The organism is Mesorhizobium sp. M0174 (assembly GCF_040322275.1).
Taxonomy (GTDB): Bacteria; Pseudomonadota; Alphaproteobacteria; order Rhizobiales; family Rhizobiaceae; genus Mesorhizobium.
This window is the reverse complement of sequence record NZ_JAMYTB010000004.1, coordinates 79,761-106,372: the sequence shown is the minus strand read 5'-3', so window position 1 is coordinate 106,372 and position 26,612 is coordinate 79,761. Positions and strand designations below refer to the sequence as shown.

General features: G+C 62.1%; 26 protein-coding genes and 1 tRNA gene. 16 read left to right on the top strand and 11 right to left on the bottom strand.

All coding sequences use genetic code 11. The features are described 5' to 3' along the window. Positions 1-32: 32 nt before the first annotated feature. On the top strand, positions 33-1,175 hold the full coding sequence (locus tag NKJ13_RS09990) for an alpha-hydroxy acid oxidase (RefSeq protein ID WP_352736737.1): 1,143 nt from the start codon (positions 33-35) through the stop codon (positions 1,173-1,175). A gap of 671 nt (positions 1,176-1,846) precedes the next feature. Here NKJ13_RS09990 and NKJ13_RS09985 read toward each other — a convergent pair. Then, positions 1,847-2,740, bottom strand: a complete 894-nt coding sequence (locus tag NKJ13_RS09985) for a LysR family transcriptional regulator (protein WP_352736735.1) — start codon at positions 2,738-2,740, stop codon at positions 1,847-1,849. A gap of 394 nt (positions 2,741-3,134) precedes the next feature. Between NKJ13_RS09985 and NKJ13_RS09980 the strand changes: the two genes are divergently transcribed. From NKJ13_RS09980 to NKJ13_RS09960, 5 genes are all read left to right on the top strand, one after another. Beyond that, entirely contained in the window at positions 3,135-4,250 is a 1,116-nt protein-coding gene (locus NKJ13_RS09980) for an alpha/beta hydrolase (protein WP_352736733.1), read from the top strand. 75 nt (positions 4,251-4,325) lie between these two features. Then, positions 4,326-4,796: a cyclophilin-like fold protein gene (locus NKJ13_RS09975; protein ID WP_352736731.1), complete on the top strand. Its 471-nt coding sequence runs from the start codon at positions 4,326-4,328 to the stop codon at positions 4,794-4,796. Positions 4,797-4,899: 103 nt separating this feature from the next. Further along, a complete protein-coding gene (locus NKJ13_RS09970) occupies positions 4,900-5,358 on the top strand; it encodes a (R)-mandelonitrile lyase (RefSeq protein ID WP_352777705.1) in 459 nt (152 codons plus the stop codon). 26 nt (positions 5,359-5,384) lie between these two features. Then, positions 5,385-6,161 (top strand): carboxymuconolactone decarboxylase family protein, encoded by a 777-nt coding sequence (locus tag NKJ13_RS09965; RefSeq protein WP_502899781.1) that lies wholly within the window; start codon positions 5,385-5,387, stop codon positions 6,159-6,161. Positions 6,162-6,176: 15 nt separating this feature from the next. After that, positions 6,177-7,400 carry an arabinose transporter gene (locus NKJ13_RS09960; RefSeq protein ID WP_352736728.1) on the top strand — a complete coding sequence of 408 codons (1,224 nt, stop codon included), beginning with the start codon at positions 6,177-6,179 and terminating at the stop codon, positions 7,398-7,400. 249 nt (positions 7,401-7,649) lie between these two features. Here NKJ13_RS09960 and NKJ13_RS09955 read toward each other — a convergent pair. Together NKJ13_RS09955 and NKJ13_RS09950 are read right to left on the bottom strand one after the other, a co-directional pair. Then, positions 7,650-7,726, bottom strand: a tRNA-Arg gene (locus NKJ13_RS09955). A gap of 312 nt (positions 7,727-8,038) precedes the next feature. After that, positions 8,039-9,526, bottom strand: a complete 1,488-nt coding sequence (locus tag NKJ13_RS09950) for an ATP-binding protein (RefSeq protein ID WP_352455990.1) — start codon at positions 9,524-9,526, stop codon at positions 8,039-8,041. A 334-nt stretch (positions 9,527-9,860) separates the two neighbouring features. Here NKJ13_RS09950 and rpmH point away from each other — a divergent pair, with 334 nt between their 5' ends. The 5 genes from rpmH (at position 9,861) to yihA (ending at position 13,648) form a co-directional block, all read left to right on the top strand. Beyond that, positions 9,861-9,995 carry a 50S ribosomal protein L34 gene (gene rpmH / locus NKJ13_RS09945; RefSeq protein ID WP_008833937.1) on the top strand — a complete coding sequence of 45 codons (135 nt, stop codon included), beginning with the start codon at positions 9,861-9,863 and terminating at the stop codon, positions 9,993-9,995. 23 nt (positions 9,996-10,018) lie between these two features. After that, positions 10,019-10,372, top strand: a complete 354-nt coding sequence (gene rnpA / locus NKJ13_RS09940; RefSeq protein WP_352539960.1) for a ribonuclease P protein component — start codon at positions 10,019-10,021, stop codon at positions 10,370-10,372. A gap of 13 nt (positions 10,373-10,385) precedes the next feature. Further along, the gene (yidC, locus tag NKJ13_RS09935; RefSeq protein ID WP_352736727.1) at positions 10,386-12,209 is read left to right on the top strand and encodes a membrane protein insertase YidC; all 1,824 of its coding nucleotides are present in this window, start codon (positions 10,386-10,388) and stop codon (positions 12,207-12,209) included. Positions 12,210-12,353: 144 nt separating this feature from the next. Continuing rightward, positions 12,354-12,992 (top strand): CatB-related O-acetyltransferase, encoded by a 639-nt coding sequence (locus NKJ13_RS09930; RefSeq protein ID WP_352452996.1) that lies wholly within the window; start codon positions 12,354-12,356, stop codon positions 12,990-12,992. Next, positions 12,989-13,648: a ribosome biogenesis GTP-binding protein YihA/YsxC gene (gene yihA / locus NKJ13_RS09925; RefSeq protein WP_352472343.1), complete on the top strand. Its 660-nt coding sequence runs from the start codon at positions 12,989-12,991 to the stop codon at positions 13,646-13,648. Before NKJ13_RS09930 ends, yihA begins: the two co-directional genes overlap by 4 nt. Positions 13,649-13,669: 21 nt before the next feature. Here yihA and NKJ13_RS09920 read toward each other — a convergent pair whose 3' ends face one another. Continuing rightward, entirely contained in the window at positions 13,670-14,419 is a 750-nt protein-coding gene (locus NKJ13_RS09920) for a TetR/AcrR family transcriptional regulator (RefSeq protein ID WP_352506014.1), read from the bottom strand. 143 nt (positions 14,420-14,562) lie between these two features. On the opposite strand from NKJ13_RS09920, the gene NKJ13_RS09915 reads away from it, so the two are divergent. Both NKJ13_RS09915 and NKJ13_RS09910 read left to right on the top strand, forming a co-directional pair. Next, the gene (locus tag NKJ13_RS09915) at positions 14,563-15,741 is read left to right on the top strand and encodes an HlyD family secretion protein (protein ID WP_352686454.1); all 1,179 of its coding nucleotides are present in this window, start codon (positions 14,563-14,565) and stop codon (positions 15,739-15,741) included. Between the two features lie 22 nt (positions 15,742-15,763). Beyond that, a complete protein-coding gene (locus NKJ13_RS09910; protein WP_502901899.1) occupies positions 15,764-17,356 on the top strand; it encodes a DHA2 family efflux MFS transporter permease subunit in 1,593 nt (530 codons plus the stop codon). Positions 17,357-17,569: 213 nt separating this feature from the next. Here NKJ13_RS09910 and msrB read toward each other — a convergent pair whose 3' ends face one another. From msrB to NKJ13_RS09890, 4 genes are all read right to left on the bottom strand, one after another. Continuing rightward, a complete protein-coding gene (gene msrB / locus NKJ13_RS09905) occupies positions 17,570-18,070 on the bottom strand; it encodes a peptide-methionine (R)-S-oxide reductase MsrB (protein WP_352477048.1) in 501 nt (166 codons plus the stop codon). 171 nt (positions 18,071-18,241) lie between these two features. Then, a complete protein-coding gene (locus tag NKJ13_RS09900; protein ID WP_352736726.1) occupies positions 18,242-18,799 on the bottom strand; it encodes a fasciclin domain-containing protein in 558 nt (185 codons plus the stop codon). 205 nt (positions 18,800-19,004) lie between these two features. Continuing rightward, positions 19,005-19,709, bottom strand: coding sequence for an anti-sigma factor (locus NKJ13_RS09895; RefSeq protein ID WP_352686657.1), 705 nt, complete (start codon positions 19,707-19,709; stop codon positions 19,005-19,007). Continuing rightward, positions 19,706-20,245, bottom strand: coding sequence for a sigma-70 family RNA polymerase sigma factor (locus NKJ13_RS09890; protein WP_352506016.1), 540 nt, complete (start codon positions 20,243-20,245; stop codon positions 19,706-19,708). The genes NKJ13_RS09895 and NKJ13_RS09890 overlap by 4 nt, the downstream gene beginning before the upstream one ends. Before the next feature lie 126 nt (positions 20,246-20,371). On the opposite strand from NKJ13_RS09890, the gene NKJ13_RS09885 reads away from it, so the two are divergent. Both NKJ13_RS09885 and argB read left to right on the top strand, forming a co-directional pair. Next, entirely contained in the window at positions 20,372-21,868 is a 1,497-nt protein-coding gene (locus tag NKJ13_RS09885) for an amidase (protein ID WP_352736724.1), read from the top strand. Between the two features lie 156 nt (positions 21,869-22,024). Then, positions 22,025-22,918, top strand: coding sequence for an acetylglutamate kinase (gene argB / locus NKJ13_RS09880; RefSeq protein WP_352736722.1), 894 nt, complete (start codon positions 22,025-22,027; stop codon positions 22,916-22,918). Positions 22,919-22,937: 19 nt separating this feature from the next. Here argB and bchE read toward each other — a convergent pair whose 3' ends face one another. Both bchE and NKJ13_RS09870 read right to left on the bottom strand, forming a co-directional pair. Beyond that, positions 22,938-24,476: a magnesium-protoporphyrin IX monomethyl ester anaerobic oxidative cyclase gene (bchE, locus tag NKJ13_RS09875; RefSeq protein ID WP_352777703.1), complete on the bottom strand. Its 1,539-nt coding sequence runs from the start codon at positions 24,474-24,476 to the stop codon at positions 22,938-22,940. A gap of 101 nt (positions 24,477-24,577) precedes the next feature. Further along, on the bottom strand, positions 24,578-25,054 hold the full coding sequence (locus NKJ13_RS09870; RefSeq protein ID WP_254815887.1) for an Lrp/AsnC family transcriptional regulator: 477 nt from the start codon (positions 25,052-25,054) through the stop codon (positions 24,578-24,580). 140 nt (positions 25,055-25,194) lie between these two features. On the opposite strand from NKJ13_RS09870, the gene phhA reads away from it, so the two are divergent. Then, positions 25,195-26,028, top strand: coding sequence for a phenylalanine 4-monooxygenase (gene phhA, locus NKJ13_RS09865; protein ID WP_352736718.1), 834 nt, complete (start codon positions 25,195-25,197; stop codon positions 26,026-26,028). Here phhA and NKJ13_RS09860 read toward each other — a convergent pair. Then, on the bottom strand, positions 26,023-26,523 hold the full coding sequence (locus NKJ13_RS09860; RefSeq protein WP_352736716.1) for a MarR family winged helix-turn-helix transcriptional regulator: 501 nt from the start codon (positions 26,521-26,523) through the stop codon (positions 26,023-26,025). The two genes, phhA and NKJ13_RS09860, sit on opposite strands and share 6 nt — an antisense overlap. Positions 26,524-26,612: the final 89 nt, after the last annotated feature.

Genomic DNA, 26,612 nt, shown 5'->3' with positions numbered 1-26,612 from the left:
ACATCAGGCCCGCCATATACCCGATTGATTTCATGAGATTGCAAAGCTGCTATAATTTTCAGGACTTCCGCCGGCTGGCAGAACAGCGCCTGCCAGGCCCAATCTTCAACTATATCGATGGCGGCGCGGACGACGAGACGACGCTGCGGCGCAACACGGCGGCTTTCGAGGACTGCGATCTCGTCCCTAACGTCCTTGCCGGCGTTGGACAGGTCGACATGTCGGTCACCGTCATGGGCCAGAAGCTGGCGATGCCGGTCTATTGTTCGCCGACGGCTCTCCAGCGGCTGTTTCACCATAGCGGCGAGCGCGCCGTCGCCGCGGCGGCGGAGAAGTTCGGCACGATGTTCGGCGTCTCGTCGCTCGGCACGGTTAGCCTGGAGGAAGTGCGCAAGCACAGGACGCCGCAGGTCTATCAGTTCTATTTCCACAGAGATCGCGGCCTGAACCGCGCCATGATGGAGCGCGCTAAGGCGTCGGGCGTCGAGGTGATGATGCTGACCGTCGACAGCGTCACCGGCGGAAACCGCGAGCGTGACCTGCGGACCGGCTTTTCTATCCCCTTTCGGCTTACGCTCGGCGGCATGATGCAGTTCGCGATCAAGCCGAGATGGGCTATCGACTATTTGACCCACGAAAAGTTCAGCCTGCCGCAGTTGGACGGCCATATCGATCTCGGCGGCGGAGCGCTTTCCATCAGCCGCTATTTCACGGAGATCCTCGACCCGTCGCTGGATTGGAAGGATGTCGAAGACATGGTCCGCTTCTGGAACGGCCAGTTCTGCCTGAAGGGGATCATGAGCGTCGCCGATGCCAGAAAGGCGGTCGACATCGGCTGCACCGGCATCGTTCTGTCAAATCATGGCGGCAGGCAGCTGGACGGCTCGCGCAGCCCCTTCGACCAGCTGTCCGAGATCGTCGACGCGGTGGGCGACAAGATAGACGTGATCATCGACAGCGGCGTCCAGCGCGGCACGCATGTGCTGAAAGCCCTGTCGTTGGGCGCCAAGGCCGTCGGCGTCGGGCGGTATTATCTGTTCCCGTTGGCAGCCGCCGGACAGGCCGGCGTCGAACGGGCGCTCGGCCTGATGCGAACCGAGATCGAACGCGGCATGCGGCTGATGGGATGCAGGTCGGTGGCAGAGCTTTCCAGGGAAAATGTGCGGTTTAGGTGAGGGAGCCGGGAAGCACAGCATAAGCTTTTCGAAGTGCGAACCCTATACCAACCTGCCGCCCGTTTCGAAGACGGCCTCGCCGGAAACAGCATCCGTATGTCCGCCCTCAAGCTGCCGCTGCGTGTAACGCGCTGTTAACGCCGTTCGGGAGTGACAGGATGTTGGCCGCAGTTCGAAGGTATAGTCTGCGTCTCGCTGTCAGGTGCGGAGGCGAAAATGAATTTGCTTCGGATTGCGCTCTTGTGCACGGCCATGATCGACCTTGGAATGCCGGCCGTTCACGCTGAGGATCGGCCTGTGCCGCCAAACAATAAAGCCGCAACAGCGCAGCCGCCCGTTCATTGTGAAGGCCAAAATTGTCTCCCGCCGGCGAACGATCCTGTGCAGGAATGCACCGGCCAAGATTGCACGCCAGTTCCGCCAACTGAACCAGGTCCGGAGGTCAAGCAGGCCGACTGAGCAGCTTCAGCCGACACCGCTCTTTTGGCAGGGATGGCGCTCACTCCTCGCAATCTTCCGGCCGCAGGCGATAGATTCTGTTACCTATGTTCCCGGGGTGGGCATGAGTTTAATGGCGCCGCATCGGGGCGATGATGAGAACTCTGCCTATTGCCTCTAGAACACTCCCAAATGGGGCGTGAGCCAATCGCGCGGGTTTAGATCCTGTCGCTTCATTCCCGATGCCGCAATGCGTCCACAATAATCTTGAACGCAGGAAGGTTTTGGCGGCGGCTAGGATAATAGAGGAAATAGCCATCGAAGAAGGGCGACCAGTCGTCGAGGACCTGCACCAGCAACCCTGAGGCGACGTGCCGCTCCACGATGTTCTCGGGAACATAGGCGATACCATAGCCACTCACCGCGGCGTCGATCATGGCGTAGGTGTTGTTGAAGGTAAGTTGACCGTCCACACGGACACGCAGCGCCTGTCCATCCTTCTCGAACTCCCATGCGTACAGACCGCCGGCGGTTTCGTGGCGCATGTTGATGCAGATGTGCCGGACCAGATCCTGCGGATGCACAGGCACACCGTGCGCCGCGAAGTATCGCGGCGAAGCCACGGCGACCAATCGCCAGTCCGGGCCGATGCGGACCGCGATCATGTCTTTCTCGACGCTCTCTCCAAGCCGGACACCGGCGTCAAAGCCTTCCTCGACGATGTTGCGGAAGGTGCTGTCCAGGATCAGTTCGACGCCGATGTCGGGATAGGCGCTGAGGACCGGCTTAAGCTTCGGCCAGACCACGCTTTCGAGCGCGTGGTCGGACAGGGTCAACCTGATCGAGCCTGACGGCTTTTCGCGGAACGCCATCAGCGCTGCGATCTCGTCTTCGATTTCACCAATGCGCGGAGCGATCGTCTGTAGCAGCCTTTCGCCCGCAACGGTCGTCGCGACATTACGCGTCGTGCGGGTCAGAAGGCGTATGCCCATGCGTGTTTCGAGCTGCTTGATCGTGTGACTGAGCGTCGATTGCGCGACGCCGAGCTTTGCCGCTGCCTTGGTGAAGCTGCGCTCTTCTGCGACGGCCTGAAACCACGTCAATTGGTTGAGATCGGTTCTGGCCATGAGCTTCCTTCGTTTGCCATCTCGCAACAGATTATTCGATGTGGTCGATTAGTTCATGCCAATTTCGACGGGTAATCGTTTTATGGCAAAACCACTAGGTTTGCACTGCAACAATTCAGCGGGACCGAACCATATGGCGATCGCCGCCACAGCAGATGCAGGTAGCAACCGGACAGGCGATTTCGATCAGCGGCCTCTTCGCGGTGGCTGCGAGCATGGTCATCACCACTGCTCGGTGCCGTGGTCGGCGGGCTGCTGCTGGCTGGCATGTCAATCTTCGCCGCGTTCGTCGGCAGCGTGATTCTGGCCGGCAATGGGCCGCGTCTGCTCAAGCCTGAATGACCAGCAGGATCGGCCAATCTCAAATCCACTCTAACCTTGCAGGAGATCATAGATGCCTACGAACATCCCTGACGCAACAAACCAGAAAGCCCCGGCCCGAAACATTCACCGGCGTGAGTTGATGAAGCTGACCGGAACAGGCATCGCCGCATTCGGCGCGATGTCACTTGGAAACCTAACCTTCGCAAAGGCTCAAGACATGTCCAACGGTGCAAACAATTTCTATACGAGCGATCAGGTGACGCTGCAGAAAGTCACCTTCAAGAGCCAATACCAGATGAATGTCGCGGGGAATCTGCTCGTTCCCAAGGACCTTGACCGCAATGCACGTCATCCGGCCATCGTCGTCGGCCATCCAATGGGCGCGGTGAAAGAGCAAAGCGCGACGCTCTATGCCACCAAGATGGCCGAGCGGGGCTTCATCGCCATGGCGATCGATCTGCCATTCTGGGGCGAGAGCGAGGGCGAAGCCCGACAGATCGTTTCACCGGATGTCTATGCCGAGGCATTCAGCGCGGCGGTGGACTTCCTCGGGACACGCGCGTTCGTGGACCGCAACCGCATTGGCGCGATTGGTGTCTGCGGCAGCGGCAGCTTCGTCATCAGCGCCGCCAAGATCGACCCACGCATGCGCGCCATTGCCACGGTAAGCATGTATGACATGGGCGCGGCGAACCGAAACGCACTCAATCACTCGCTAAGCGTCGAGCAACGCAAGCAGATCATCGCGGCCGCCGCCGAGCAGCGCTACTCCGAATTCGAAGGCGGCCAGATCCAGTATACGGGCGGAACCGATCTCGAACTGACCGCGTCGACGCATCCCATCCAGCGTGAGTTCTACGATTTCTATCGGACACCCCGCGGAGAGTTTACCCCGGCGGGTGTCTCCGACCAGATAACGACCAAGCCGACGCTGACCAGCAATGTCAAATTCATGAACTTCTACCCGTTCAACGACATCGAGACGATCTCGCCGCGCCCAATGCTGTTCATCAGCGGCGATCAGGCGCATTCGAAGGAGTTCAGTGAGGAAGCCTACAGACTGGCAGCCGAGCCGAAGGAACTGGTCTGGGTCCAGGGCGCCGGTCACGTCGATCTCTACGACCGTGTGGACCTGATTCCGTTCGACAGGCTTACCAGCTTCTTCGGTCAGCATCTGGCAGCTTAACAAGGCCGTATTCGTCGAAGGGTGCGGCCGTGTGCCGGAACAATGGATATGGCCGCACCGATTGGGAGACCTTAAATGACACGCGACGCCACATGGCTTTCACGCCGCACCTTGCTGGCAGGCGCTGTCAGCTTCGCGCTTCCCTCTTCGGTGCACTCTCAGACCTCCACAACCCCGGGTACGAAAGGAGCCCCGATGCGCCTGAGATTTGTTTTTGCAGATCAGGATTTCACGGCGACGCTGGAGAACAATCCTTCCGCGCACGACCTGGTCTCGATGCTGCCGCTGGACCTGACGATCGACGACTATTCGTCCAACGAGAAGATCGCCTATCTGCCGCGCAAGCTCACCGAGGAAGGCAACGGTCGCTTCGGGAACGAGGCGGCTGGCGATCTTTGCTACTACGCCCCCTGGGGCAATCTCGCGATGTTTCATGGTCCCTATCGCTGGTCGCGCGGCCTGATCCGGCTCGGGCGACTAGACCAGGGACCTGCGCCGCTTCTGATGCGCGGAGAACATCCGCTGCACGTCGAAATGCTTTCCTGAACCTGGAAGGCCGCTGCGCATCAGGACAATGCCGCGGGTGTCGGAAAAACCCGCATCATTCACCGGGAACAGCAAGAAGCTGCAAACGCAGAAGGAGACGAACATGAAGAAGATTCTCGCTGCCGCTGCAATCAGCACCGCCGGCTTAATGCCGGCCGAGGCCGAGACCATCGAAATCCGCACGAACGGCAGCACGCCGGCCGTGATCGGAACGGCGGACAACTTCACCGGGCAGGCGGTCATCAGTCCGCTCTATCCGCCTACCGACATGACGCGGGCGAGCACCGGACTTGTGAACTTCGCGCCCGGCGCGCGGACGGTCTGGCACAGCCATCCGGCAGGCCAGATGCTTATCATCACGGGCGGTCAAGGCTGGGTGCAGGAAGAGGGCAAGGAGCGGCGAGGCATCAATCCTGGCGATGTGGTCTGGATTCCGGCCGGCGTGAAGCACTGGCATGGAGCGACCGCGATCAGCCCCATGGCGCATATCGCCTTGAGCTACATGCGGGACGGCAAGAACGTCGACTGGTTCGAACCTGTTTCCGACGAGCAATACCGCTGACGGGATACTGAACGAAAGGCTTCATCATGAAAACCTCGACCGTTCTGGCTCTCGCTCTTTCCATGGGAGCCGTCGATGCCGCCGCGCAGGCCGGATCGCAGACCGGCAGCCTGTCCCGCGAGGACGTGCGAACGGTTTCGCCCGCGCTTGAGCGCTACGCCGATGAGAAGCTTGCAAATGGCCTCTGGAAGAGGCCGGGCCTGTCGCTGCGGGATCGCAGCATCGTCACTGTCGCTGCCGTGATCACGCGCAACCAGGACATTCTCCTGCCGGAGCAGGTGCATCTCGCACTCGACAATGGGGTGAAGCCGGCCGAAATCTCAGAGATTATCACGCATCTCGCCTTCTATGCCGGCTGGGGCAATGCGGTTGCCGCGACGGGCATCACGAAGGAGGTGTTCGCGGCGCGCGGTGTCGGACCCGACCAGCTCCCCAAGGCCATGGTTGATTTCCTGCCGCTGGACGAAAAAGCCGAGGCCGATCGCGCCGCCCGCGTCGCGCAAGGCACAGGACCGGCATCGCCGGGATTGGTGAGGGATACGACCGTCGTATTGTTTCGCGACCTGTGGCTGCGGCCCGATCTCGCCCCGCGCGATCGCAGTCTGGTGACGGTCAGCGCCCTGATCTCGGCCGGCCAGGTCGAGCAGATTCCCTACCACCTCAACCGGGCGATGGATAATGGACTGATGCGCATGGAAGCCTCCGAAGCCATCAGCCATCTCGCGTACTACGCCGGATGGCCGAACGCTTTCTCGGCAGCCGCCGTTGCGCGCTCCGTGTTCGAGAAGCGCTCCGCCAACTGAACGCTGCTGGTCGCGATGACTCCTTTGCCCTCATCGTCCAGACCGCCGCCCTCGGCCGCCGTGACGTTGCTGCCGATCATGGCGGCCGTGTTGGCCGGCTTCCTCGTCATCGGCGCGGCCCTGCCGGTGCTGCCGCTGCATGTGAATCAGGATCTCGGCTTCGGAACTTTCGTCGTCGGCCTGGTTGCGGGCTCGCAATTTGCCGCGTCTCTGGTCACGCGCATATGGTCCGGCACCTATTCGGATGCGAATGGTGGCAAACGCAGCGTCGTCCTCGGCCTGATCGCCGCCGCCGGTGCTGGATTGCTGTATCTCCTGTCCTTGACCTTCGTGAGTTCGCCAACCCTCTCTGTTGCGATTCTTCTGGTGGGACGTGCGGTGCTCGGTGGAGCCGAAAGCTTCATCATCACCGGGGGCGTGAGCTGGGGATTGGCAATGGTCGATTCCGGCCATGCGGGGAAGGTCATCGCCTGGGTCGGCACGGCCATGTTCGCGGCGCTCGCCTTCGGCGGTCCGCTCGGCACGATGCTCTTTGTACCGTACGGCTTTGCGGCGATCGGCCTTATCACGACCTTGGCGCCACTGCTCGTTCTGCTGTTCCTATTGCGAGCGCCGAGTCCGCCTGTCCTATCGGCACGGACGAGATCCACTTTTGGCGGCGTGATTGGAGCGGTCTGGCTACCCGGACTTGGCGCGGCGCTTAGCAGCATCGGCTATTGCGCCATTCTCGCATTCAGCCCGCTCCTTTATGTCAATCACGGCTGGCAGCCCGTCTGGCTTGCCTTCACTGCCTTTGGCGCGGCGTTGATCGTGGCGCGAATGATGTTTGGCCATCTACCGGATAAGTTCGGTGGCGCGAGAATCGCCTTGGTGTTCGTTCTGGTGCAAGCGGCCGGATTGATCCTCATGGGATTGGCCCGAAGCATGATGATGGCATCCGCCGGAGCCGCTCTCGCGGGACTCGGCTACTCGCTCGTCTATCCCGGTCTGGGTGTCGAGGCTGTCCGTGACACCTCGCCTGAAAGCCGCGGGCTGGCAATGGGCATCTACACGGTCTTTCTCGATGTCGCGATGGCTCTAGGAAGCCCGGTGTTGGGATGGGCTGCCGATCGAGCAGGTTTGAGCGTTGTGTTCTTTATCAGCGCCGGTGTCACCTTTTGTACGACGGCCATTGCCTTGTATTTAGCCTACAGCACGCACCGAGGCCGACGGGCGCCTGCAAAGAGGTCTTATTGGTAAACTTCGCGGCAATCAGCGGCCTTCTACGTTCGCAACCGAAGTAGATTTAGAGTGAAATGGCTGATGCCACCCAAGTGATATATGGCACGTGCCTGCTGATCAGAAATCAGCCATTCAACCCGAGAGATTCGACCTTTTCCACCGCCTAACGCCGCCGTTTCTACGCCTTTCGCTCGCGGACTATCTCCCGCGATTTGCGCGGGCGTAGTCTGGTGGGAATCGGGCTATATAGTGCGATCGGTGGATATTTGGCGCGCCCGAAGAGATTCGAACTCCTGACCCCCAGATTCGTAGTCTGGTGCTCTATCCAGCTGAGCTACGGGCGCGCAACAGGCCATGCTTTGCATAGCCCCGCGATCCGATCCTGGCGATCGGCCGCGAATGTGAGCTGTTCCCTAGCGACTGAATTTGCGAAAAGCAAGCCGATCCTGGCCAAAAGTTTTGCCGTCATGCGCCGGCCGGCGAAGGCAAGATCGCGTCACGCGGCGGCCGAGCCGATAGGTCGTCGTCTTGGATCAGTCATTTGCCAATCGGAACGGCCCGTAACGAAACACGCCGTTGCACGGCGGCCGAGCCGATGGCTCGTAGTCTCGGACCAACCATTTGCGAATTGAAACGGTCCGTAACGAAACGGTTCGTTACGCCGGGCGGCGCAGACCGTTGCGGGCCTGGTCGAGCCGGACCGGCTGGTCGGGAATGGTGACCGCGAATGTGGTGCGGCCGCCGATCGATTCGACCAGCTCCACCGTGCCGCCATGGGCGCGGATCAGTTCATGGGCGATCGCCAGGCCAAGGCCGGTGCCGCCGCTGCGGGCCGAGCCGCGAAATGCCGCGAACAGGTTTTCTCGCGCCTTTGGCGGCAGGCCGGGGCCGGTGTCGGTGACGACGATGCGGCTGACGCTGCCGATGCGCTCGGCCGATATGGTCAAGCGGCGCACCACGGCGCTCTCGGTGTCGGCCGCCATCGCCTGCACGGCGTTGCGGCTAAGATTGGTGAGCACGCGGAACAGCTGGTCGGAATCGGCGTCGACCTCGAGCACCGGATCGACGGCGTTGACGAATTCGATGCCGCATTCGATGTCGAGCAGGCCCTGGACGTCCTCGACCAGCTGGCGCAGCCGCAGCCTGCGGCGCGACGGCGGCGGCTCCTGGGTGCGGCCATAGGCCAGCACGCCCTCCGAGTAGGACACCGCACGGTCGAGCGCGCGCAGCAGTTTTGGTGCGAAGGCCTGCACGGTCGGGTCCTTGACCTGGCGCAGGCGGTCCGACATCAGTTGCGCCGAGGCGAGGATGTTGCGCATGTCGTGGTTGATCTTCGACACGGCCAGGCCGAGATCGGCCAGGTGCTTCTGCTCGGTCAGCATCTTCTGCAGCCGCTCCTGCATCTGCGACAGCTCGCGTTCGGCGACGCCGATCTCGTCGGCCCGGGCGGCGGGGTGAATGATGCGGCCGGGGTCGTCGGGCGCCTCGGAAAAGGACAGCATCGAGCGTGTCATCGTCCTGATCGGGCCGATCATGATCAGGTCTATCGCGGCGTAGACCAGCATGGCGGTGAACAGCGAGATCAGCAGCGAGACGAAGGCGACGTTGCGCGAATAGATCAGCATGGCATTGCGCAGGCGGTGGTCGGGCATGATCAGCTCGAATTCCTTGTCGCTGTCGCCGACCGGCCCGAAAACGCGCAGCATCCGCTTGCCGCCGAAAAACAGCGTGTCCAGCGCGCCGGTCATACCCTCGATCATGCCGACATTGGCGATATCGATATGCTCGTCGACCTGCGGCGGCATTTCGGCCACGACCAGAAGCCGCGAGACGCCGCCGTCGCGCACGGCGATCGCCTTGGCGCCGATCGCCATCAGTACGTCGTTCTGGGCGGCACGCGACAGCGAGGCAGGTTCGCCCTGCACCAGGACGATGGAAACCGCGGCGGCGGTGCTCAGCCTCTCCTTCAGCCAACTCAGCCTGTAGCTGGCGATCCAGGGCACGAAGATGAGGATTTCGGCCAAGAGCACGAAGACGATGGTGAGCAGCAGCAACTTGGTCGACAGGCCGCGCGCCAGCGGCACCCTGCGGGTGGCCGCCTTCGCCTGGGCGATGCTTTCGTCGGTTGCTGGGACTTCACTCATGCTCGTCGTCACGGCTGCCTGTCATCACGGCTGCTTGTCTTAGGGACTGCTCGTCTTCACGATCGCTTGATCGGGTGAGATTAGGCGATTGCGGCTTTTTTGCCAAATTCATCCTTGGTCGAAGCCGGACAAAGGGCCGCAAGACTTCGATGCCGGTCCGACAATGCCGGCCCGACACGCTGGATTGACTTCCAAAACCCTTCTTTCTATAAGCCCGCTCACGCTCGGGCCATTCGTCCCGGCGCGGTTTCGATCGCGCCAAAACCGGCCCGGCAAAGCTCCTGTTACAAAGTGACAGAATCAAGAAGGGCCGCACCCCGCGGTATTTAAACAAATGAAGCGTACTTACCAGCCGTCCAAACTCGTCCGCAAACGCAGGCACGGTTTCCGCGCCCGCATGGCCACCAAAGGTGGCCGCGGCGTCGTCGCAGCCCGCCGCAACCGCGGCCGCAAGCGTCTCAGCGCCTGAGCACCAAGCGAGAGACAAGATCGTTGCCCGCAACCGGCAAGCCAACGGGTGCCCATCCCAAGCGGCTTCTGAAGCGCGCGGAATTCCTGGCCGTCCGCCGTGGCGAAAAGCGCCGCGGGCGGCTTTTCCTCGTCGAGGTCCTGGGCCGCGGCGACAGCGAGGCGCCGCGCGTCGGCTACACCGTCACCAGGAAGGTCGGCAACGCCGTCGTTCGCAATCGCATCCGGCGGCGGCTCAGAGAGGCCGTGCGCACGCATGCCGCGGATGACATGGCGCCGGGCAATGATTATGTCATCGTCGGGCGCGAAGACGTGCTTACCACTCCGTTCGGCCAGTTGAAGGCCGAACTCTCCCGCAGATTGCGTGGAACACGATAGGCCAAGGGCTTCGATGGAAAACAACCGCAACTTCTTCATCACCATCGCACTGTCGGTGCTGATCCTGGCGCTTTGGCAATATTTCTATGTGATGCCGCGCAGCGAGATGCAGCGCGAAGCCGCCCGCATCGAAGAGCAGCGCGTGGCGGAGCAGAAGAAGGTCGCCCAAAGCACCAGTCCGGGCGCCAGCGAAACACCGGTGCAGCCGGGCGCCATTCCGAGCGCGCCTGGCGGCGAAGCCGTCACCGCGGCTAGCCGCGACCAGGCGATCGCCTCGACCAAGCGCGTCAAGATCGACACGCCGAGCCTCGAAGGTTCGATCAACCTCACCGGCGCGCGCCTCGACGATCTCCGGCTCAAGCATTACAGGGAGACGGTCGACAAGACCTCGCCCGAGATCGCGTTGCTCAACCCGGCGTCCCTGCCAAACGGCTATTTCGCCGAGATCGGCTTTTCCGGCACGCCGGATGTGGGCAGGCTGCCCGGCCCCGACACGGTCTGGCAGACCGACGGCAATGCGACGCTGACACCAGCGACGCCGGTCACGCTGACCTTCACCAACGACAAGGGCCTGGTTTTCAAGCGCACCTTCTCGGTCGACAGCCAATATATGTTCACCGTATCCGACACGGTCCAGAACGGCGGCTCGGCACCCGCGACGTTGTCGAACTATGGCCGAGTCACCCGCTTCGACAAGCCGGCTATCGCCAGCACCTATGTGCTGCACGAGGGCCTGATCGGCGTTACCGGAAGCGAGGGCCTGCAGGAATACAAATACTCCAGCGTCGAATCGGACAAGGAGTACAAACCAGGCAAGTCGAGCGACGGCTGGCTCGGCATCACCGATAAATACTGGGCGGTGACCCTGGTGCCGCCGAGCGGCCGCGAATTTCAGCCCAAATTCTCTTATTTCGAGTTCAAAAGCGGACCCCACCCGCATAGCTACCAATCCGATTTCCTGTCCGATCCGGTCACAATCGCTCCCGGGCAATCGACGACCGTGGAGTCGGAGATATTCGCCGGCGCCAAGGAAGTTTCGACGATCAACGCCTATGAAAAGGACCGTCATATTCGCCAGTTCGACCTGCTGATCGACTGGGGCTGGTTCTATTTCATCACCAAGCCGATGTTCTGGCTGATCGACACGCTCTACAAATTCTTCGGCAATTTCGGCCTGGCGATCCTCGCCACCACCGTCATCGTCAAGGCGCTGTTCTTCCCGCTCGCCAACAAGTCCTATGCGTCGATGGCGAACATGAAGAAGGTGCAGCCCAAGATGCTCGAGATCCGCGAGAAATACGCGGACGACAAGATGAAGCAGCAGCAGGCGATGATGGAGCTGTACAAGACCGAGAAGATCAATCCGCTCGCCGGCTGCTGGCCGGTGGCGTTGCAGATTCCGGTGTTCTTCTCGCTCTACAAGGTGCTCTACATCACCATCGAGATGCGGCACGCGCCGTTCTTCGGCTGGATCCAGGATCTGGCGGCGCCGGACCCGACATCGATTTTCAACCTGTTCGGGCTGATCCCGATCACCTTGCCGCACATGCTGATGATCGGCGTCTGGCCGCTGATCATGGGCGTGACGATGTTCCTGCAGATGCGCATGAACCCGACGCCGCCGGACCCGACGCAGGCGGCGATCTTCACCTGGATGCCCGTGATCTTCACCTTCATGATGGCGGGTTTTCCGGCCGGTCTCGTTATCTACTGGGCCTGGAACAACACGCTGTCGATCCTGCAGCAGGGCGTGATCATGAAGCGGCAGGGCGCCAAGATCGAACTGTGGGACAATCTGGTCGCGCTGTTCCGCAAGAAACCGTCGCCGGCGGAATAGCCGGCGCTCCGATGATGCGAAACCAGAAAGCCCCGGTTCGTCCGGGGCTTTTTGTACAGGCTGGCGGTCTGGATTAAGCGATTGGTACGGCCGGGCGGATCGCGCTATTTTGACCTGGCTGGCAGTTGCCCGACGGAGCTCGATATGACCGGACCCAATCCATCGATCAAGCATCCGATCCCGTTGCACACGCGCGTCGGCTTTCTGAAACCGCTGGTAACGGCGCCGAACATCGAGATCGGCGATTTCACCTACTATGACGACCCTGACGGGCCCGACAAATTCGCCGAAAAATGCGTGCTGCATCATTACCCGTTCATCGGCGACAGGCTGGTCATCGGCAAGTTCTGCGCCATTGCCGAAGGCGCGCGCTTCATCATGAACGGCGCCAATCACGCCATGTCCGGTTTTTCGACCTATCCGTTCAACATCTTCGGTCACGGCTGGGAGGAAGGCTTCGACCCGGCGACATGGTCGAAGGAGGTCCGCGGCGACACGATCGTCGGCAATGATGTCTGGATCGGCATGGAAGCGGTGATGCTGCCGGGCGTGAAGATCGGCGACGGCGCCATTGTCGCGGCAAAGTCGGTGGTGACGCACGATGTGCCGGCCTATGCGATCGTCGCCGGCAATCCGGCCAAGGTGGTAAAGATGCGCTTCGACGACAGGACCATCCGGCGGCTGCTGGCGCTGGCGTGGTGGCACTGGCCGGTGGAAAAGATCAGCCGCAATCTCGATGCCATTCGTGGCAGCAACATTTTTCTTCTGGAGGCAGCGGTTTGAACGCGTTGAACAAGACCACGATCGGCATCGAATTGTTCACGCGAGCCTGGATATTCATCCGCGGCGTGCCGGCGATGAAATTCCTGCCGCCGGAGGGTCCGCCCGAGATCGCCTTTGCCGGCCGCTCCAATGTCGGCAAATCGTCGCTGATCAACGCGCTGGTCAACCAGAAGGGGCTGGCGCGCACCTCCAACACACCGGGCCGCACGCAAGAACTCAACTATTTCGTGCCGGGCGGATTTTCGGGAGAGGGCGCCGACCTGCCGCCGATGGCCCTGGTCGACATGCCGGGCTATGGCTACGCCACGGCGCCGAAGGAAAAGGTCGACGAGTGGACGAAGCTCGTGTTCGACTATCTGAAGGGCCGGGTGACGCTGAAGCGCGTCTACGTGCTGATCGATGCCCGCCATGGCATCAAGGCCAAGGACGACGAGGTGCTGTCGCTGCTCGACAAGGCGGCGGTGTCGTATCAGATCGTGCTGACCAAGACCGACAAGATCAAGGCGGCGGGGGTACCGCGACTGGTCGAGGAAACGCTTCAGAAGATCAAGAAACGCCCGGCGGCCTTCCCCTTCGTGCTCGCCACGTCGTCGGAAAAGAGCGAGGGCCTCGAGGAACTGCGTGCGGCGATCGTGCTCGCCGCCAATGGCGGATAGGCAACGGCCTCCGACGGCTGGTCAGGCGGGACTGGAGGCCCGTTCCTGCTCTGCAAGCTGTTCTGTGCCGTAGGCCTTCAGGAACACGTCGACGCCCGACCTGACGATATGTTCAATCTCGGCCACACTTGGCGCCTTGGTGCGATAGGCGAATATGCACTGGCGGAAAAGACCGGCCAGGCACAGTTCGGTGAACTGATAGGCGGCAAGCTCGACGTCGTCGATCTTCAGCAGGCCACGTTCGATAGCCATGTTGAGGAAAACGACAACCCTGTCATGGCCGCGCTTCGGCCCGCGTTCGTAAAATCGCGCGCCAAGCTCCGGAATCCGTTCCGACGCACCGATCACCGTCCGCTGCGCCAGGATGACCCTGGCCGAAGTGATCTTCATGGATAGCACGATGCCGAACTTCACCAGCGTCTGGCGAAGGTCGCCGATCTGGTCGAGCACCTCATACATATTCTTGAAGATCGTGCCGCGTTCTTCCTCGATCAGCGCTTCGAACAGCTCTTCCTTGTTGGCGAAGTAGACATAGATCGTGCCCTTGGACACGCCGGCCTCGCGCGTAATGTCGTTCATCGACGCGGCTTCGAAGCCCTTGTCGATGAAGACACGGCGCGCACCCTCGATGATCTGGCTTCGCTTGACCGGGTCTTGCCCCGCGGCCGGGCGGCCGCGCGGCAGACTGTCCAGCAGATCGCACTGCTCCTTGCCAGCGCTGGACAATGGGCCTGAATCAGACAAAGGAGCGGCCTTGGGGGCTTCGGCCATAATGTCACACCTCGTAAAATAATTCGAACCATCCGGTTCGATTGCTCTTGATATGGGCCTGTTTAAGCGCTAAGTCAATGTCGAGATCGAACCGAACGGTTCAGTCTGACAACATTCAGCGCCAGTTAATTTAGAGAGATATCATGTCCTCGAACGCGCCTACCAGTGCCGAAGTCCGCCCTTTCCCCAGCGCCAAGGTCCAACCTGCGATCGAAGCGCCGGAAGCCCCTCTCAAGCCCGCCGACATCACCCCGCTGGCTCCCGCCAAAAAGAAGCGCTCGATGCGCTCGATGTTGTTGCCCATCATCGGCCTGGCCCTGCTGGGCGCCGGCGCATGGTATGGCTATGACTACTGGACCGACGGGCGCTTCATGATCTCGACCGACGACGCCTATGTCCAGGCCGACACGGCGTTCATCTCGCCAAAAATCTCGGGCTATGTCGATCAGGTCAAAGTGACCGAGAACCAGCAGGTGAAGGCCGGCGACCCGCTGCTGATCGTCGATGACGGTGACTACAAGATAGCCGTTGCCCAGGCCGAGGCGCAGATCGCCACGTTGAGCAAGACGCTCGACCGCATCGATGCCCAGACCGAAGCGGCCCGCGCCTCGCTCAAGCAGGCGCAGGCGCAGAAGACCGCCGACCAGGCCGCAGCAGACAATGCGAAGCGGGTTCAGGTCCGCGCCGCCCAGTTGCTCAAGACCCGGGTCGGTACCCAGGCCCAGTTGGACGACGCCCAGACGGCGGTCGAGCAAGCCAATGCCGCACTAGCCGGCGCCGACGCGCAGATCGCGGCGGCTCAGGCCAATATCGGCGTGCTCCAGGCGCAGCGGGCGGAATCGGCCAGTACGCTGGCCTCGCTGCAGCTTGCCCACGACAAGGCGGTGCGGGATCTGTCCTTCACCGTACTGCGCGCACCCTATGACGGCGTGGTCGGCAACCGCTCGGTCGAGCAGGGCGACCTGATCAGCCCCGGACAGAAGCTCGCCGTCATCGTGCCAATGGACAAGCTCTACATCGTCGCCAATTTCAAGGAGACGCAACTTGCCCGGCTGGTGCCTGGTGAAAAGGTCAGGGTGTCGGTCGACGCGATCGACGGCCAGGACTTCGAGGGTACCGTGTCGTCGCTGGCGCCGGCTTCGGGAGCAGTGTTCTCGCTGCTGCCGCCGGAGAACGCCACAGGCAATTTCACCAAGGTGGTGCAGCGCGTTCCGGTTCGCATCGACGTGCCCGCGGATGTGCTGAAGACGGGCAAACTGCGCGCCGGCCTGAGCGTCGTCGTCGCCGTCGACAGCCGCACGGCGCCTTCGGCATCGAAGTAAAGCGGAACCGGGAGCAAGGGTCATGGCGACCGCAACCATTACCGCCGGATCGGTGTCGGCCATCCCGGCCCAGACAGATCACATGCCGATCCGCCGCGTCATCGCCTTCCTGGCGATGGTGTTCGGCATGTTCATGGCGATCCTGGACATCCAGATCGTCTCAGCCTCGCTGGCCGAGATCCAGGCGGGCTTGAGCGCCAGCTCGGACGAGATCCCGTGGGTGCAGACGGCCTATCTGATTGCCGAGGTCGTGATGATCCCGCTGTCCGGCTTTCTCAGCCGGATGCTGTCGACGCGCGTGCTGTTCACAATCTCGGCGGCGGGCTTCACCGCGGCCAGCGCGCTGGCGGCAACCGCAACCAATATCGACCAGATGATTGTTTACCGCGCCGTGCAGGGCTTCATCGGCGGCGGCATGATCCCGAGCGTCTTTGCAGCCGCCTTCACCATCTTCCCGCCGTCCCGCCGCGCCGTCGTCTCGCCGATGATCGGCCTGGTGGCGACGCTGGCGCCGACCATCGGCCCGACCGTCGGCGGCTATATCAGCCATGCCATGTCCTGGCATTGGCTGTTCCTGGTCAACGTCGTGCCCGGCATTCTGGTGACCACGGCCGCCTGGTCGCTGATCGACTTCGACAAACCCAATCTCAAGCTGTTCAGCAAGTTCGACTGGTGGGGGCTTGCCGGCATGGCCGCTTTCCTGGGCTGCATGGAATATGTGCTGGAGGAAGGCCCCAACAACGACTGGCTGCAGGATCAGGCGGTGTTCGTCTGCGCCGTCATCATGACCTTCGGCGCGGTGCTGTTCTTCTGGCGCGTGTTCACCGCCGAGGAGCCGATTGTCGATCTGAAGGCTTTCAGGAATATCAATTTTGCGTTCGGCTCGCTGTTCTCCTTCGTGGTCGGCATCGGCCTCTACGGTCTGACCTATCTTTATCCCGTGTTCCTGGGGCGCATCCGCGGCTACGATTCGATGATGATCGGCGAGGCGCTGTTCGTCAGCGGCCTGGCCATGTTCTTCACCGCGCCGATCTCCGGCATCCTGTCGAACAAGATGGACCCGCGCATCATGATGATGATCGGCTTCTTCGGCTTCGCCACGGGAACCTGGTGGATGACGCATCTCACCGCCGACTGGGATTTCTATGAACTGCTGATCCCGCAGATCCTGCGCGGCTGCTCGATGATGCTGTGCATGGTGCCGATCAACAACATTGCGCTCGGAACCTTGCCGCCGGAGCGGCTGAAGAATGCGTCTGGCCTGTTCAACCTGACCCGCAATCTCGGCGGCGCCGTCGGCCTGGCCGTCATCAACACCGTGCTGATCGACCGCAATGCCTTCCACTACGCCAGGCTCTCCGAGCACGTGCAATGGGGAAGTGCCGCTGCGCAACAGAAGCTGCAGAACATGACGCTCAACTTCGAGCAGACCGCCGGGCTCGACGCCTCCAAGGCGGCCATCTCCAAACTGTCAGGCATGGTCCAGCAGCAGGCGTCGCTGCTGTCGTTCATGGACGTATTCTTCATGCTGACGGTTTTGTTCGCGACGCTTGGGCTCTTCACCCTGGTGATCCGCAAGCCAGCCGCTCAGGGCGGCGGTGGCGGAGGCCATTGAGGCGCGCTGGATCCCCCGCCTGGCGCCCTCGCGCATGACCCCGAAAAGCGATTTTCGGGGTCATGCGCAAAATCAACCATTACGAGGTCTTGGAGCGGCGGACACTCCATCGCTCCAACTTTTTGTTTGAGCATCGGATTTTCCCAAAACCGCTTCGCACTTTTGGGTCCGATGCTCTAGCGCGCTCCGACAAAGTAAGGGTCGCAGCCGTCCTCACGCCGTCGCCGGCTTAAAGGTCAAGGCGACGCCATTGATGCAGTGTCGCAACCCGGTCGGCGGCGGACCGTCGTCGAAGACGTGGCCGAGATGGCCGCCGCAGCGGCGACAATGGACCTCGGTGCGGGTCATGCCCAACGATCTGTCCACGGTCTTGCCGATGGAATTCGGGATTTCCTGCCAGAAGCTCGGCCAGCCTGTGCCGGAATCGAACTTGGTCTCAGACGAATAGACCGGCAGGCCGCAGCCGGCGCAAGCGAAGATGCCTTTGCGGTGCTCGTTGAGCAGCGGACTGGTGCCCGGATATTCGGTGCCCTCCTTGCGCAGCACATTGAAGGCCGCGTCGGACAGGATGGCGCGCCACTCGGCCTCGGTCTTGGTAACCTCGAATGTCTCGGCCGCGCGTGCATCCTGGGCTCCGCCCATGCGCAGCGCGGTGGCGCCTGCGACAACGCCAATGGCTGCCGCACCACTCAAAAGAAGCTCGCGACGGTTCATGGCCATTCCTCCTGTTACTGCTTGTGCCAAATTCGACCGCCACACGGAAATCAAAAGCCGGTGACGATCGCTGTCCTCAAAGCGGGACTCCGCGCCTATCCATCTTGCGTGAACGGCGCGGAGTGTGCGCAGGGAGGCCCTAGCGATATCTTCGCCGGCAGCGTGCGTTTGTTACATCTTCGGCAGGAGAACCTTGTCGACGACGTGGATGACGCCGTTGGACTGTTCGACATCGGCGATCGTCACATTGGCGACGTTGCCGTTCTCGTCGGTCACGGTGACCTTGCCGCCGTCGGTCTTGAGCGACAGTTCGCAACCACCGACCGTCTTGACCTTGTGCGTGCCGCCGTCGTGCTTGACCATCTTGGCGACGTCGGCGGCCATCGCTTTGGCGTCGATGACATGGCAGGTCAGGATCTTGACCAGCTTGTCCTTGTTTTCAGGCTTGAGCAGCGTCTCTACCGTGCCGGCTGGAAGTGCCGCAAAGGCCTCGTTGGTCGGCGCGAACACGGTGAAGGGGCCGGCGCTTTGCAGCGTATCGACCAGGCCGCCCGCCTTGACGGCAGCGACCAGCGTCGTGTGGTCCTTCGAGTTGACCGCATTTTCGACGATGTTTTTCTGGGCATACATGGCGGCGCCGCCGACCATCGGGTTTTGGGCATAGGCAATGGTGGCGAGCGCAGAAATGGCGACCGTGCCGGCGAGCAAAAGGGTGGCGAATTTACGCATGATTTCAATCTCCTCGGGTTATCGTTCCCCTTATTCGGGAACGCAAGGAGATACGCGATAGAAAATTCCGGAGTTTCGTCCTCTCCGCAGAAAAATTGTGTCGCCGAAATTTTCCCGGCGCGGATCGACAACCACCAACAAGCTTTGCAGGCGCTTAAATCGCGGAAGATAGATTTTAAGGTCTGCTTCCGGAGATGAGAAGCGGTCAGATGCTCTTCAGATCGCCCGCTGCGACCACCGGTCCAGTCGGCTGGCCGGTCGGTGAACCGCCGGCAGGTTCAACGCTGACCGCAAGCACGGCGCCTTGCGCCAATTTCTCCTGGACGGGGGGCGGGATGGCCAAATGCGCGGTCGCGCCGGCCGGGATGATGCCTATCGACACCGGCGCCTTCTTGCCTTCGATCATCCACAATTCGAAGTCCTTGCCGGCGGCCCGCTCGCCGGAAACGTGGGAAAGACCGACCTCGTGACGGGCGGCATCGTAGACAACGAGATATTTGACGTCGCTGCCTTCGGCCGCCAGCGAGGCGACAAGCCGCGTCTGCGGCGGTTCGGTGGGCGGGCGGAAGTAAGGCACGGCGATGTAGATCGCCAGCGCTGCAATGGCGGCGGCGGCAAGACCGCGCCAGAAGCCAAGGCTCGACCAGAGGCCGGCCCGCGGCTCTGCAGCGAACAGCCGGCGGTCCAATGCTTCCTTGACCCTGATCGGAGGCTCTGTCTCCGGATAGGCGGCGGCCATCGGCGAAAGATGCGCCGCCCAGCTATCGACAAGGCGCGCGAAAGCGGCGTCCGCATCGATGCGGCGCGACGCGATCTCGCGTTCATCGGCGGCTAGAACGCCAAGAACGTATTCGGCGGCGAACAGGTCGTCGCCCCTACGTTCCGGTCCATTGTCGTCAGCCAGCGTCATCTTTCCAGGCATTCTCTCAGTTTCAACAGGCTGCGACGCAGCCAGGTCCGCATCGTGTTCAGCGGTACGCCATAGCGCTCCGCCAGCTCGGCATAGCTTTTGCCATCCAGATAGGCGCCCCGGACGGCCGCCGCCCGGTTACTCTCCAACTCCTCGAGACAATGGTGGATGCGTCCGGACTCACCGCCCACCACGGCCATGGCCTCCGGCCCGGGCGCCGGATCGGCCACGTCGAGCGCGGCATCGATATAGGCGGCAGGTTCTCGCCGCGCTCTGATCCGATCGATCGCATGATTGCGCGCAATGGCCACCAGCCAGGAGATCGGGCTCAGATCCGAAACGGCAAAACGGTCCGCCTTCGTCCATATCTTGACGAAGATCTCTTGAAGCGCCTCTTCTGCATCTCCCCGATCCTTCAATACACGAAGGCAGACGCCGAAAAGTTTCGCGCTGGTCTGCCGGTAGAGCAGATCGAACGCAGCCCGGTCCTTCATCGAAGTCCGGACAATCAGGTTGCTGATGTCCTGCGGCGTCATCGGCCGCCAAATTAGGCGATTGCAATGTATTTGCAACGACTGAAATGGTCTTGCGCACCGGCAGCGCCAGCCTCGATTGCCAATGGAATCGCCGCCCGCTAGCTTGCCATGAGCGGGAGGGCGACCATGTCGATCGAGCGGGTTCTGTGGGAGCATGACGCAACCGGCCAGGCCGCGCTCGTGCACAAGGGAGAGATCACACCGCAAGATCTCGTCGATGCGGCGATCGCCCGGGCCGAGGCCACCCGGCCGGAGATCAATGCCATTGCCGAACCGCTTTTTGAGGCGGCGCGGGCGCGAGCGAAAACCGTCGACCACAAGCTGCCGCTAGCCGGAGTGCCCTTTGCGCTGAAGGACCTCGGCATCGCCATGAAGGGCGTGCCGACGCATGGCGGCAGCCGCATCCCAGCTTTCACCCCCGATTTCAACTCGGTCATGACGGAACGCTATCTGGCCGCCGGCCTGATCCCGATCGCCACCAGCACCGCACCCGAACACGGACTGAGGCTGGTGACCGAGTCGGTGGCTTACGGCGTCACCCGCAATCCATGGGACACCGCGCACACGACCGGCGGTTCCTCGGGCGGTGCGGCTGCGCTGGTCGCGGCCGGCATCGTGCCGGTGGCGCATGCCTCGGACGGCGGCGGCTCGATCAGGGTGCCTGCCGCTTGTACCGGGCTGATCGGGCTGAAAACCTCGCGCGGCCGCGTGCCCTTGACACCGCTCGTCACCGAAAGCTGGTACGGCTTCGTCGTCGACCATGCGTTGGCCCGCTCAGTGCGCGATACGGCGGTGCTGCTCGACCTGACCCACGGGGCTGACCCGCTGTCGCCCTACGCGGCACCGTCGCCGACCGGCAGTTTTGCTGCGGCGGCCGGGCGCGATCCGGGCAAGCTCAACCTCGCCTTCTATCGAAAATCGCCGCTCGGCCTGCCGATATCGGAAGAGACGTTGAAAGCTCTGGATGCGGCGATCGCGCTGGCGCGCGAAGGCGGGCACAGCGTCGAGGAGATCGACCTGCCCTATATCGATCGCGATTTCATCGCCGATTTCGCCAGAACCGTCGCCGCGGCGGTGGCCGGCACGATGCGGGGCGAGGCCTTGCGCGTCGGCCGCTCCATCTCAGGCGACATCGAACGCGCCACGCGCGTCATGAGCCGGTTCGGTGAAATCCTCTCGGCCGGCGAAATCTATGCTGGCCTGCAGCGGCTGCACGCCGCGTCGCGCCGGCTTATCACCGAAACCGCGCACTATGATGCAGTGCTGATGCCTGTCATCGCGCACCCGCCGCTCGCCTGCGGCACCATGGACCCGAAAGGCGTCGACGAATTCATCGAGAATGTCCTGGACAGACTGCGCCTCGCCGGCCTGCTGAAGTTCAAGCCGCTATTCGGCCAGCTGATGGACAAGAGCCTCTGGTTCACCCACTGGCCGGCGATCCAGAACGTCAGCGGGCAACCGTCGATCACGCTTCCGGTCTACGTCACCGATACCGGCCTGCCGCTCGGCGTCCAGGCCGCCGGCCGCCCCGGCGACGAGGAAACGCTTCTGTCGTTCGCCGCGCAGATGGAAAAGATCTCGGGCTGGCTGGGACGGCGGGCGCCGCTGCAGGTGCCGGCATAGACCATGATCCCGAAAGGTGGGAACCGGTTTTCGGACAAGATCATGGTCAAGCAAATAGTAGTACCGATTTGATCGATCGTGACAGCAAAGCCGTTTGCCCCCTGCCGCAATTCCCGCTAAGACGCCGCCGTTCATGCCACGCTGGGAACCACGCCGATGACGGATGTCGCCGCCACCGCCGAAATGCAGGCCGCGCTGCTTTCAAGGGCGCTGCCCTATATGCAGCGCTACGAGAACAAGACGGTCGTGGTGAAATACGGCGGCCACGCGATGGGCGACATCGCGCTCGGCAAGGCTTTCGCCCGCGACATCGCACTTTTGAAACAATCCGGCGTCAACCCAATCGTCGTGCATGGTGGTGGGCCGCAGATCGGCGTCATGCTCAGCAAGATGGGCATCGAATCCAAATTCGAGGGCGGCTTGCGCGTCACGGACCAGAAGACCGTCAAGATTGTCGAGATGGTGCTGGCCGGGTCGATCAACAAGGAGATCGTCGCGCTGATCAATGCCGAGGGCGAGTGGGCGATCGGCCTGTGCGGCAAGGACGGCAACATGGTGTTTGCCGAAAAAGCGCGCAAGACCATGATCGATCCGGATTCCAACATCGAGCGGGTGCTCGACCTGGGCTTCGTTGGTGAGCCTGTCGAAGTCGACCGCACATTGCTCGACCTCCTGGCGCGGTCCGAAATGATCCCGGTGCTGGCGCCGGTAGCGCCCGGCCGCGACGGCCACACCTACAACATCAACGCCGACACTTTTGCCGGCGCCATCGCCGGCGCCTGCCAGGCGACGCGCCTGCTGTTCCTTACCGACGTGCCCGGCGTGCTCGACAAGGACAAGAAGCTGATCGACGAGCTGACGGTGGCCGAGGCCAAGGCCCTGATCAAGGACGGCACGGTCTCGGGCGGCATGATCCCCAAAGTCGAGACCTGCATCGAGGCAATCGAGCGCGGCGTCGCAGGCGTCGTCATCCTTAACGGCAAGACGCCGCATGCGGTGCTGCTCGAGCTGTTCACCGAACACGGCGCCGGCACGCTAATCGTGCCGTGAGGCCGGGTGTCTGAGGGGCTCAAGCGTTTGGCGAAATAGCGGTCACGGACTGACGCGGCAGGCGTTCGACAACCATCGATTCCTCTTCCTCGTCTTGCGGCGAGCCCCAGAATTCGGCGAGCGTCGGGCCATGTTTCAGGCGGCGGTCGCGGACCAGAAAGCCCCAGACTTCGCGGAACCAGACGCGGCGGCCCATTTTGGTGTACCAGCGCATCGAATGCCGTTGCTCCGGATCCTTGTGGAACAGGATACGCGCCAACGCCTTGGGCCGCGACTGCACCGCCAGTTCGATCAGCTTGACGGCGAAGAACAACATCCACGGCTTGAGGCGGGTCATCTGCAGCACCTGATGCTTGTAGTCCCACAGGCGGGCGTCCAGCTGGATCACCTTGCGGTCCCTGGCAATCCTGAAGAACGGCGTCCAGCGATGCGGCGTCACATAGAGCGCCTGGATCTGGTCAGGGTCATAAGCGATCAGTTGGCGGAAGCCGCGCCAGAGGTCGCGCAAGCTTTCGTCCTCGAAACCGGCCACCCAGGTCGCCATCGACAAGATGCCGTTGAGGCGCAGCAGCCGTATCGCCTCGCGGTCGGATGAGGTGCTGCCGCCCTTGCGGATCAATGCAAGCGTCTGCTCGTCGGTATTTTCCATGCCAAGCAGCCAGCGAATGACGCCGGCCTGGCGATAAAGATGCAGGCTGTCGGCGTCGCGGACGATGTCATCGGCGCGGGTGGAGCCGACGATCAGCACCGGCACATTCTCGGCGATCATCACGTCGAGAAAGGCGCGCCAGGCTCTTTTGGACGACGTCGGGTTCTCGTCGGCAAGGTTGATCAGCTCGACGCCATGCTCGCGGTATAGCCAGGCAATCTCCCGCGCGAATTTCATGGGGTCGCGGTGCCGCCAGCGCGTCCAGAAGCCGCGCTGGCCGCAATAGTTGCACAGATGCGGACAGCCTCGCGAGAACTGCATGACCGCCGCGCGCTTGCCTCCCCAGTAGCTGTAGCGACTGAAGTCGATCAGTTCCCAGCCGATGCGGTAGTCGTCTAGGTTGATGATCGTTCTTGCCGGCCGGGTTGCAAAGGGCTGGCGCAAATCGTCAGGAAAGGCGATGCCCGCCACATTCGACAGCGGCTTGCGTTTCTCAAGCGCTTCGACCAGCGCGACGATGGTCGCCTCGCCCTCGCCGCGCACGATAAAGTCGAAAACATTCGTTTCAGCCAGTATGTCGCGCCAATGATAGGTCGGAAACACGCCGCCATAGATCAGGATTGTCGCCGGCTGGATGTCCTTGACCATGCCGGCGATCAGCAGGGCTGTCGGATGCGCAGAGGTCGAGCCGGAATGGCCGATCAGAATGCAGTCGGGATGGTCGCTCAAGGCGTCCCGGACCAGCGTGGCAAGCGCCATCGGCCCGAATTCGGCGTCCACAAGCCGCACTTGATGTCCCGCGTCGATCAGCGGACCGCCCAGTGCCAGCAAACCGAGCGGCGGCAGATGGTCGTCCGGCACACGGCTGCCGATGGCGGTATGCGGCGGGTTGATCAGGACGATTTTCATGGCGGGCCTTATGCGATGGCGGTCCGCATGTCGTAGTCGGCGATCTAGTTCCGGAGATTGGCTCGCTTCAGCAGTTCGTGTGCAGCTTTTCCGCAGAAATGCTATCGTCTGAGATGTGCCAGCGGCACATGGCCGGGTCCCTTGATGTTCTGCAGCACAAGCTGCGTGTGGACGTCGCGCACGCCTTCGAGCCGCATCAACCGGTGCATGACGAAGGCATTGAGTTCGTCGACCGACGGCACCATGACATGCAGCAGGAAATCGTAGTCTCCAGTCATCGTCCAGCACGACGACACCTCGTCCATGCGCTGCACGGCGGCGATAAAGGTTTCGGGCGAGCCGTCGCTGTGGGTCACGAGGCGCACCTGGATGAACACTTCGACCATCAGACCGACGGCGCGGCGGCTGAGTACCGCGGCGAAGCCTTTTATGATGCCCGCCTGCTGAAGAGTCTCGAAGCGCCGCGCGCAAGGTGTCGTCGACAGGCCAATCTGCTGCGCCAATTCCGATACCGGCTTGCGCCCGTCGCGCTGCAGGATGTCGAGCATCTTGATCTCGAATTCGTCAAATTGAGGCATTTTCACTCTCCCAAAGCTCGATCGTGGAGTCTTTTACCTCCAACCCTGCATTTGAGCCACCATCAAAGCTGATTTGCCTCGCGCGATCCGGCTAGAATTTCCGGCAATTCGCTGGTCATGATTTCCAGGGAGAGCAAGCCATGACAATGAACGTTGCCGACTATGCCCGCGAATGCGCGGCGCGAGGCCTTCGCGGCGATTATTCCGTCTGCCGTGCCGATTTCACCGTGGCGCAGGGCTACAATTATAGCGACGAAGAACAGGCGGTGTGGCGCACGCTGTGCGACCGCCAGACGAAGCTGACCAGGAAGCTGGCCCACCACTCCTACCTCGACGGCGTCGCGGCACTCGGCCTTCTCGACAAGATCCCGGATTTCGGTGCGGTCAGCGAGAAGCTGCGCAAGTTCACCGGCTGGGAGATCGTCGCCGTGCCGGGGCTCATCCCCGCCCAGCCGTTCTTCGACCATCTCGCCAACCGCCGCTTCCCGGTCACCAACTGGCTGCGAACCCAAAAGGAGCTCGACTACATTGTCGAGCCCGACATGTTCCATGATTTCTTCGGTCACGTGCCGATCCTGACGCAGCCGGTCTTCGCCGACTTCATGCAGATGTATGGCAAGAAGGCCGATAGCGTGATTGCGCTCGGCGGCGACGAGATGATCACCAGGCTTTACTGGTACACCGTCGAATACGGCCTGATACGCGAGCCGGGCAAGCCGCTGAAGGCTTTCGGCGCCGGGCTGATGTCATCCTTCACAGAGCTTCAGTTCGCGGTCGAAGGCGGCGAGGGACACCATGTTCCCTTCGACTTGGAAACCGTAATGCGCACCGGCTACGAGATCGACAAGTTCCAGCGTGCCTATTTCGTGCTGCCGTCGTTCGACGCCCTGCGTGATGCTTTCGAGACAGCCGATCTTGCGGCGATCGTGGCGCGCCGCAAAGGCGAGCCAGCGATCGACCCGGCGAGCCTATAGGCTGTCGGTTGTCTCCAAGGCCTCGGCCTTCAGCCGGGCCAGCTGGTCGCGCTGAAGGTCGAGGGATGCCGTGACGAAGCGCAGGATCGTGCCGAGTTCAATGTCGGTGAATGTGGCGATCACGTTTTCCCCCTCCTGAGCGATCGCGCCATAATAGCGCGTCGATAGTTCTCGCGTGAGTTCCGTCGCCTCTATGACCACCTTGCGCCTGTCCTCGAGGCTGCGCGTTCGTGTCAGCAGGCCGCGCGCTTCCAGCCGGTCGATCAGCGCGGTGACCGCAGCCGGCGTCAACCCTGTTGCGGCCGCGACCTCGCCAGCCGATCGCGGGCCGCCATAGAGCAGCGCCAAGCAATGGCGTTCCGCCATACTCAGCCCAAGCCTATCGCCCACTGCCTCGTCATAAGCCTGCGTCGCGTCCTGCCAGCCCATAATGGCAAGGCTGATAGCGGTCTTCATGTCTGCCCGATTCATGCTTGACGAATTTATTTCGATCATCTAAATATCAATCTGCCTAACATTATGGCTGTTATAATAATGTGCTGCATCGGGCACAAGGCAAGGCCTATCGCAGCCTGCAAGGAGTG

Coding starts and splice junctions, on each gene's coding strand:
- NKJ13_RS09900 (WP_352736726.1), bottom strand. CDS start 18,799: ATGCGTAAATTCGCCACCCTTTTGCTCGCCGGCACGGTCGCCATTTCT.
- NKJ13_RS09885 (WP_352736724.1), top strand. CDS start 20,372: ATGTCGATCGAGCGGGTTCTGTGGGAGCATGACGCAACCGGCCAGGCC.
- NKJ13_RS09930 (WP_352452996.1), top strand. CDS start 12,354: ATGACCGGACCCAATCCATCGATCAAGCATCCGATCCCGTTGCACACG.
- rpmH (WP_008833937.1), top strand. CDS start 9,861: ATGAAGCGTACTTACCAGCCGTCCAAACTCGTCCGCAAACGCAGGCAC.
- NKJ13_RS09980 (WP_352736733.1), top strand. CDS start 3,135: ATGCCTACGAACATCCCTGACGCAACAAACCAGAAAGCCCCGGCCCGA.
- NKJ13_RS09910 (WP_502901899.1), top strand. CDS start 15,764: ATGGCGACCGCAACCATTACCGCCGGATCGGTGTCGGCCATCCCGGCC.
- msrB (WP_352477048.1), bottom strand. CDS start 18,070: ATGAACCGTCGCGAGCTTCTTTTGAGTGGTGCGGCAGCCATTGGCGTT.
- NKJ13_RS09915 (WP_352686454.1), top strand. CDS start 14,563: ATGTCCTCGAACGCGCCTACCAGTGCCGAAGTCCGCCCTTTCCCCAGC.
- NKJ13_RS09960 (WP_352736728.1), top strand. CDS start 6,177: ATGACTCCTTTGCCCTCATCGTCCAGACCGCCGCCCTCGGCCGCCGTG.
- argB (WP_352736722.1), top strand. CDS start 22,025: ATGACGGATGTCGCCGCCACCGCCGAAATGCAGGCCGCGCTGCTTTCA.
- NKJ13_RS09990 (WP_352736737.1), top strand. CDS start 33: ATGAGATTGCAAAGCTGCTATAATTTTCAGGACTTCCGCCGGCTGGCA.
- bchE (WP_352777703.1), bottom strand. CDS start 24,476: ATGAAAATCGTCCTGATCAACCCGCCGCATACCGCCATCGGCAGCCGT.
- NKJ13_RS09920 (WP_352506014.1), bottom strand. CDS start 14,419: ATGGCCGAAGCCCCCAAGGCCGCTCCTTTGTCTGATTCAGGCCCATTG.
- NKJ13_RS09970 (WP_352777705.1), top strand. CDS start 4,900: ATGAAGAAGATTCTCGCTGCCGCTGCAATCAGCACCGCCGGCTTAATG.
- phhA (WP_352736718.1), top strand. CDS start 25,195: ATGACAATGAACGTTGCCGACTATGCCCGCGAATGCGCGGCGCGAGGC.
- NKJ13_RS09860 (WP_352736716.1), bottom strand. CDS start 26,523: ATGATCGAAATAAATTCGTCAAGCATGAATCGGGCAGACATGAAGACC.
- NKJ13_RS09965 (WP_502899781.1), top strand. CDS start 5,385: ATGAAAACCTCGACCGTTCTGGCTCTCGCTCTTTCCATGGGAGCCGTC.
- NKJ13_RS09985 (WP_352736735.1), bottom strand. CDS start 2,740: ATGGCCAGAACCGATCTCAACCAATTGACGTGGTTTCAGGCCGTCGCA.
- NKJ13_RS09895 (WP_352686657.1), bottom strand. CDS start 19,709: ATGACGCTGGCTGACGACAATGGACCGGAACGTAGGGGCGACGACCTG.
- NKJ13_RS09975 (WP_352736731.1), top strand. CDS start 4,326: ATGACACGCGACGCCACATGGCTTTCACGCCGCACCTTGCTGGCAGGC.
- NKJ13_RS09950 (WP_352455990.1), bottom strand. CDS start 9,526: ATGAGTGAAGTCCCAGCAACCGACGAAAGCATCGCCCAGGCGAAGGCG.
- NKJ13_RS09890 (WP_352506016.1), bottom strand. CDS start 20,245: ATGACGCCGCAGGACATCAGCAACCTGATTGTCCGGACTTCGATGAAG.
- yidC (WP_352736727.1), top strand. CDS start 10,386: ATGGAAAACAACCGCAACTTCTTCATCACCATCGCACTGTCGGTGCTG.
- NKJ13_RS09870 (WP_254815887.1), bottom strand. CDS start 25,054: ATGCCTCAATTTGACGAATTCGAGATCAAGATGCTCGACATCCTGCAG.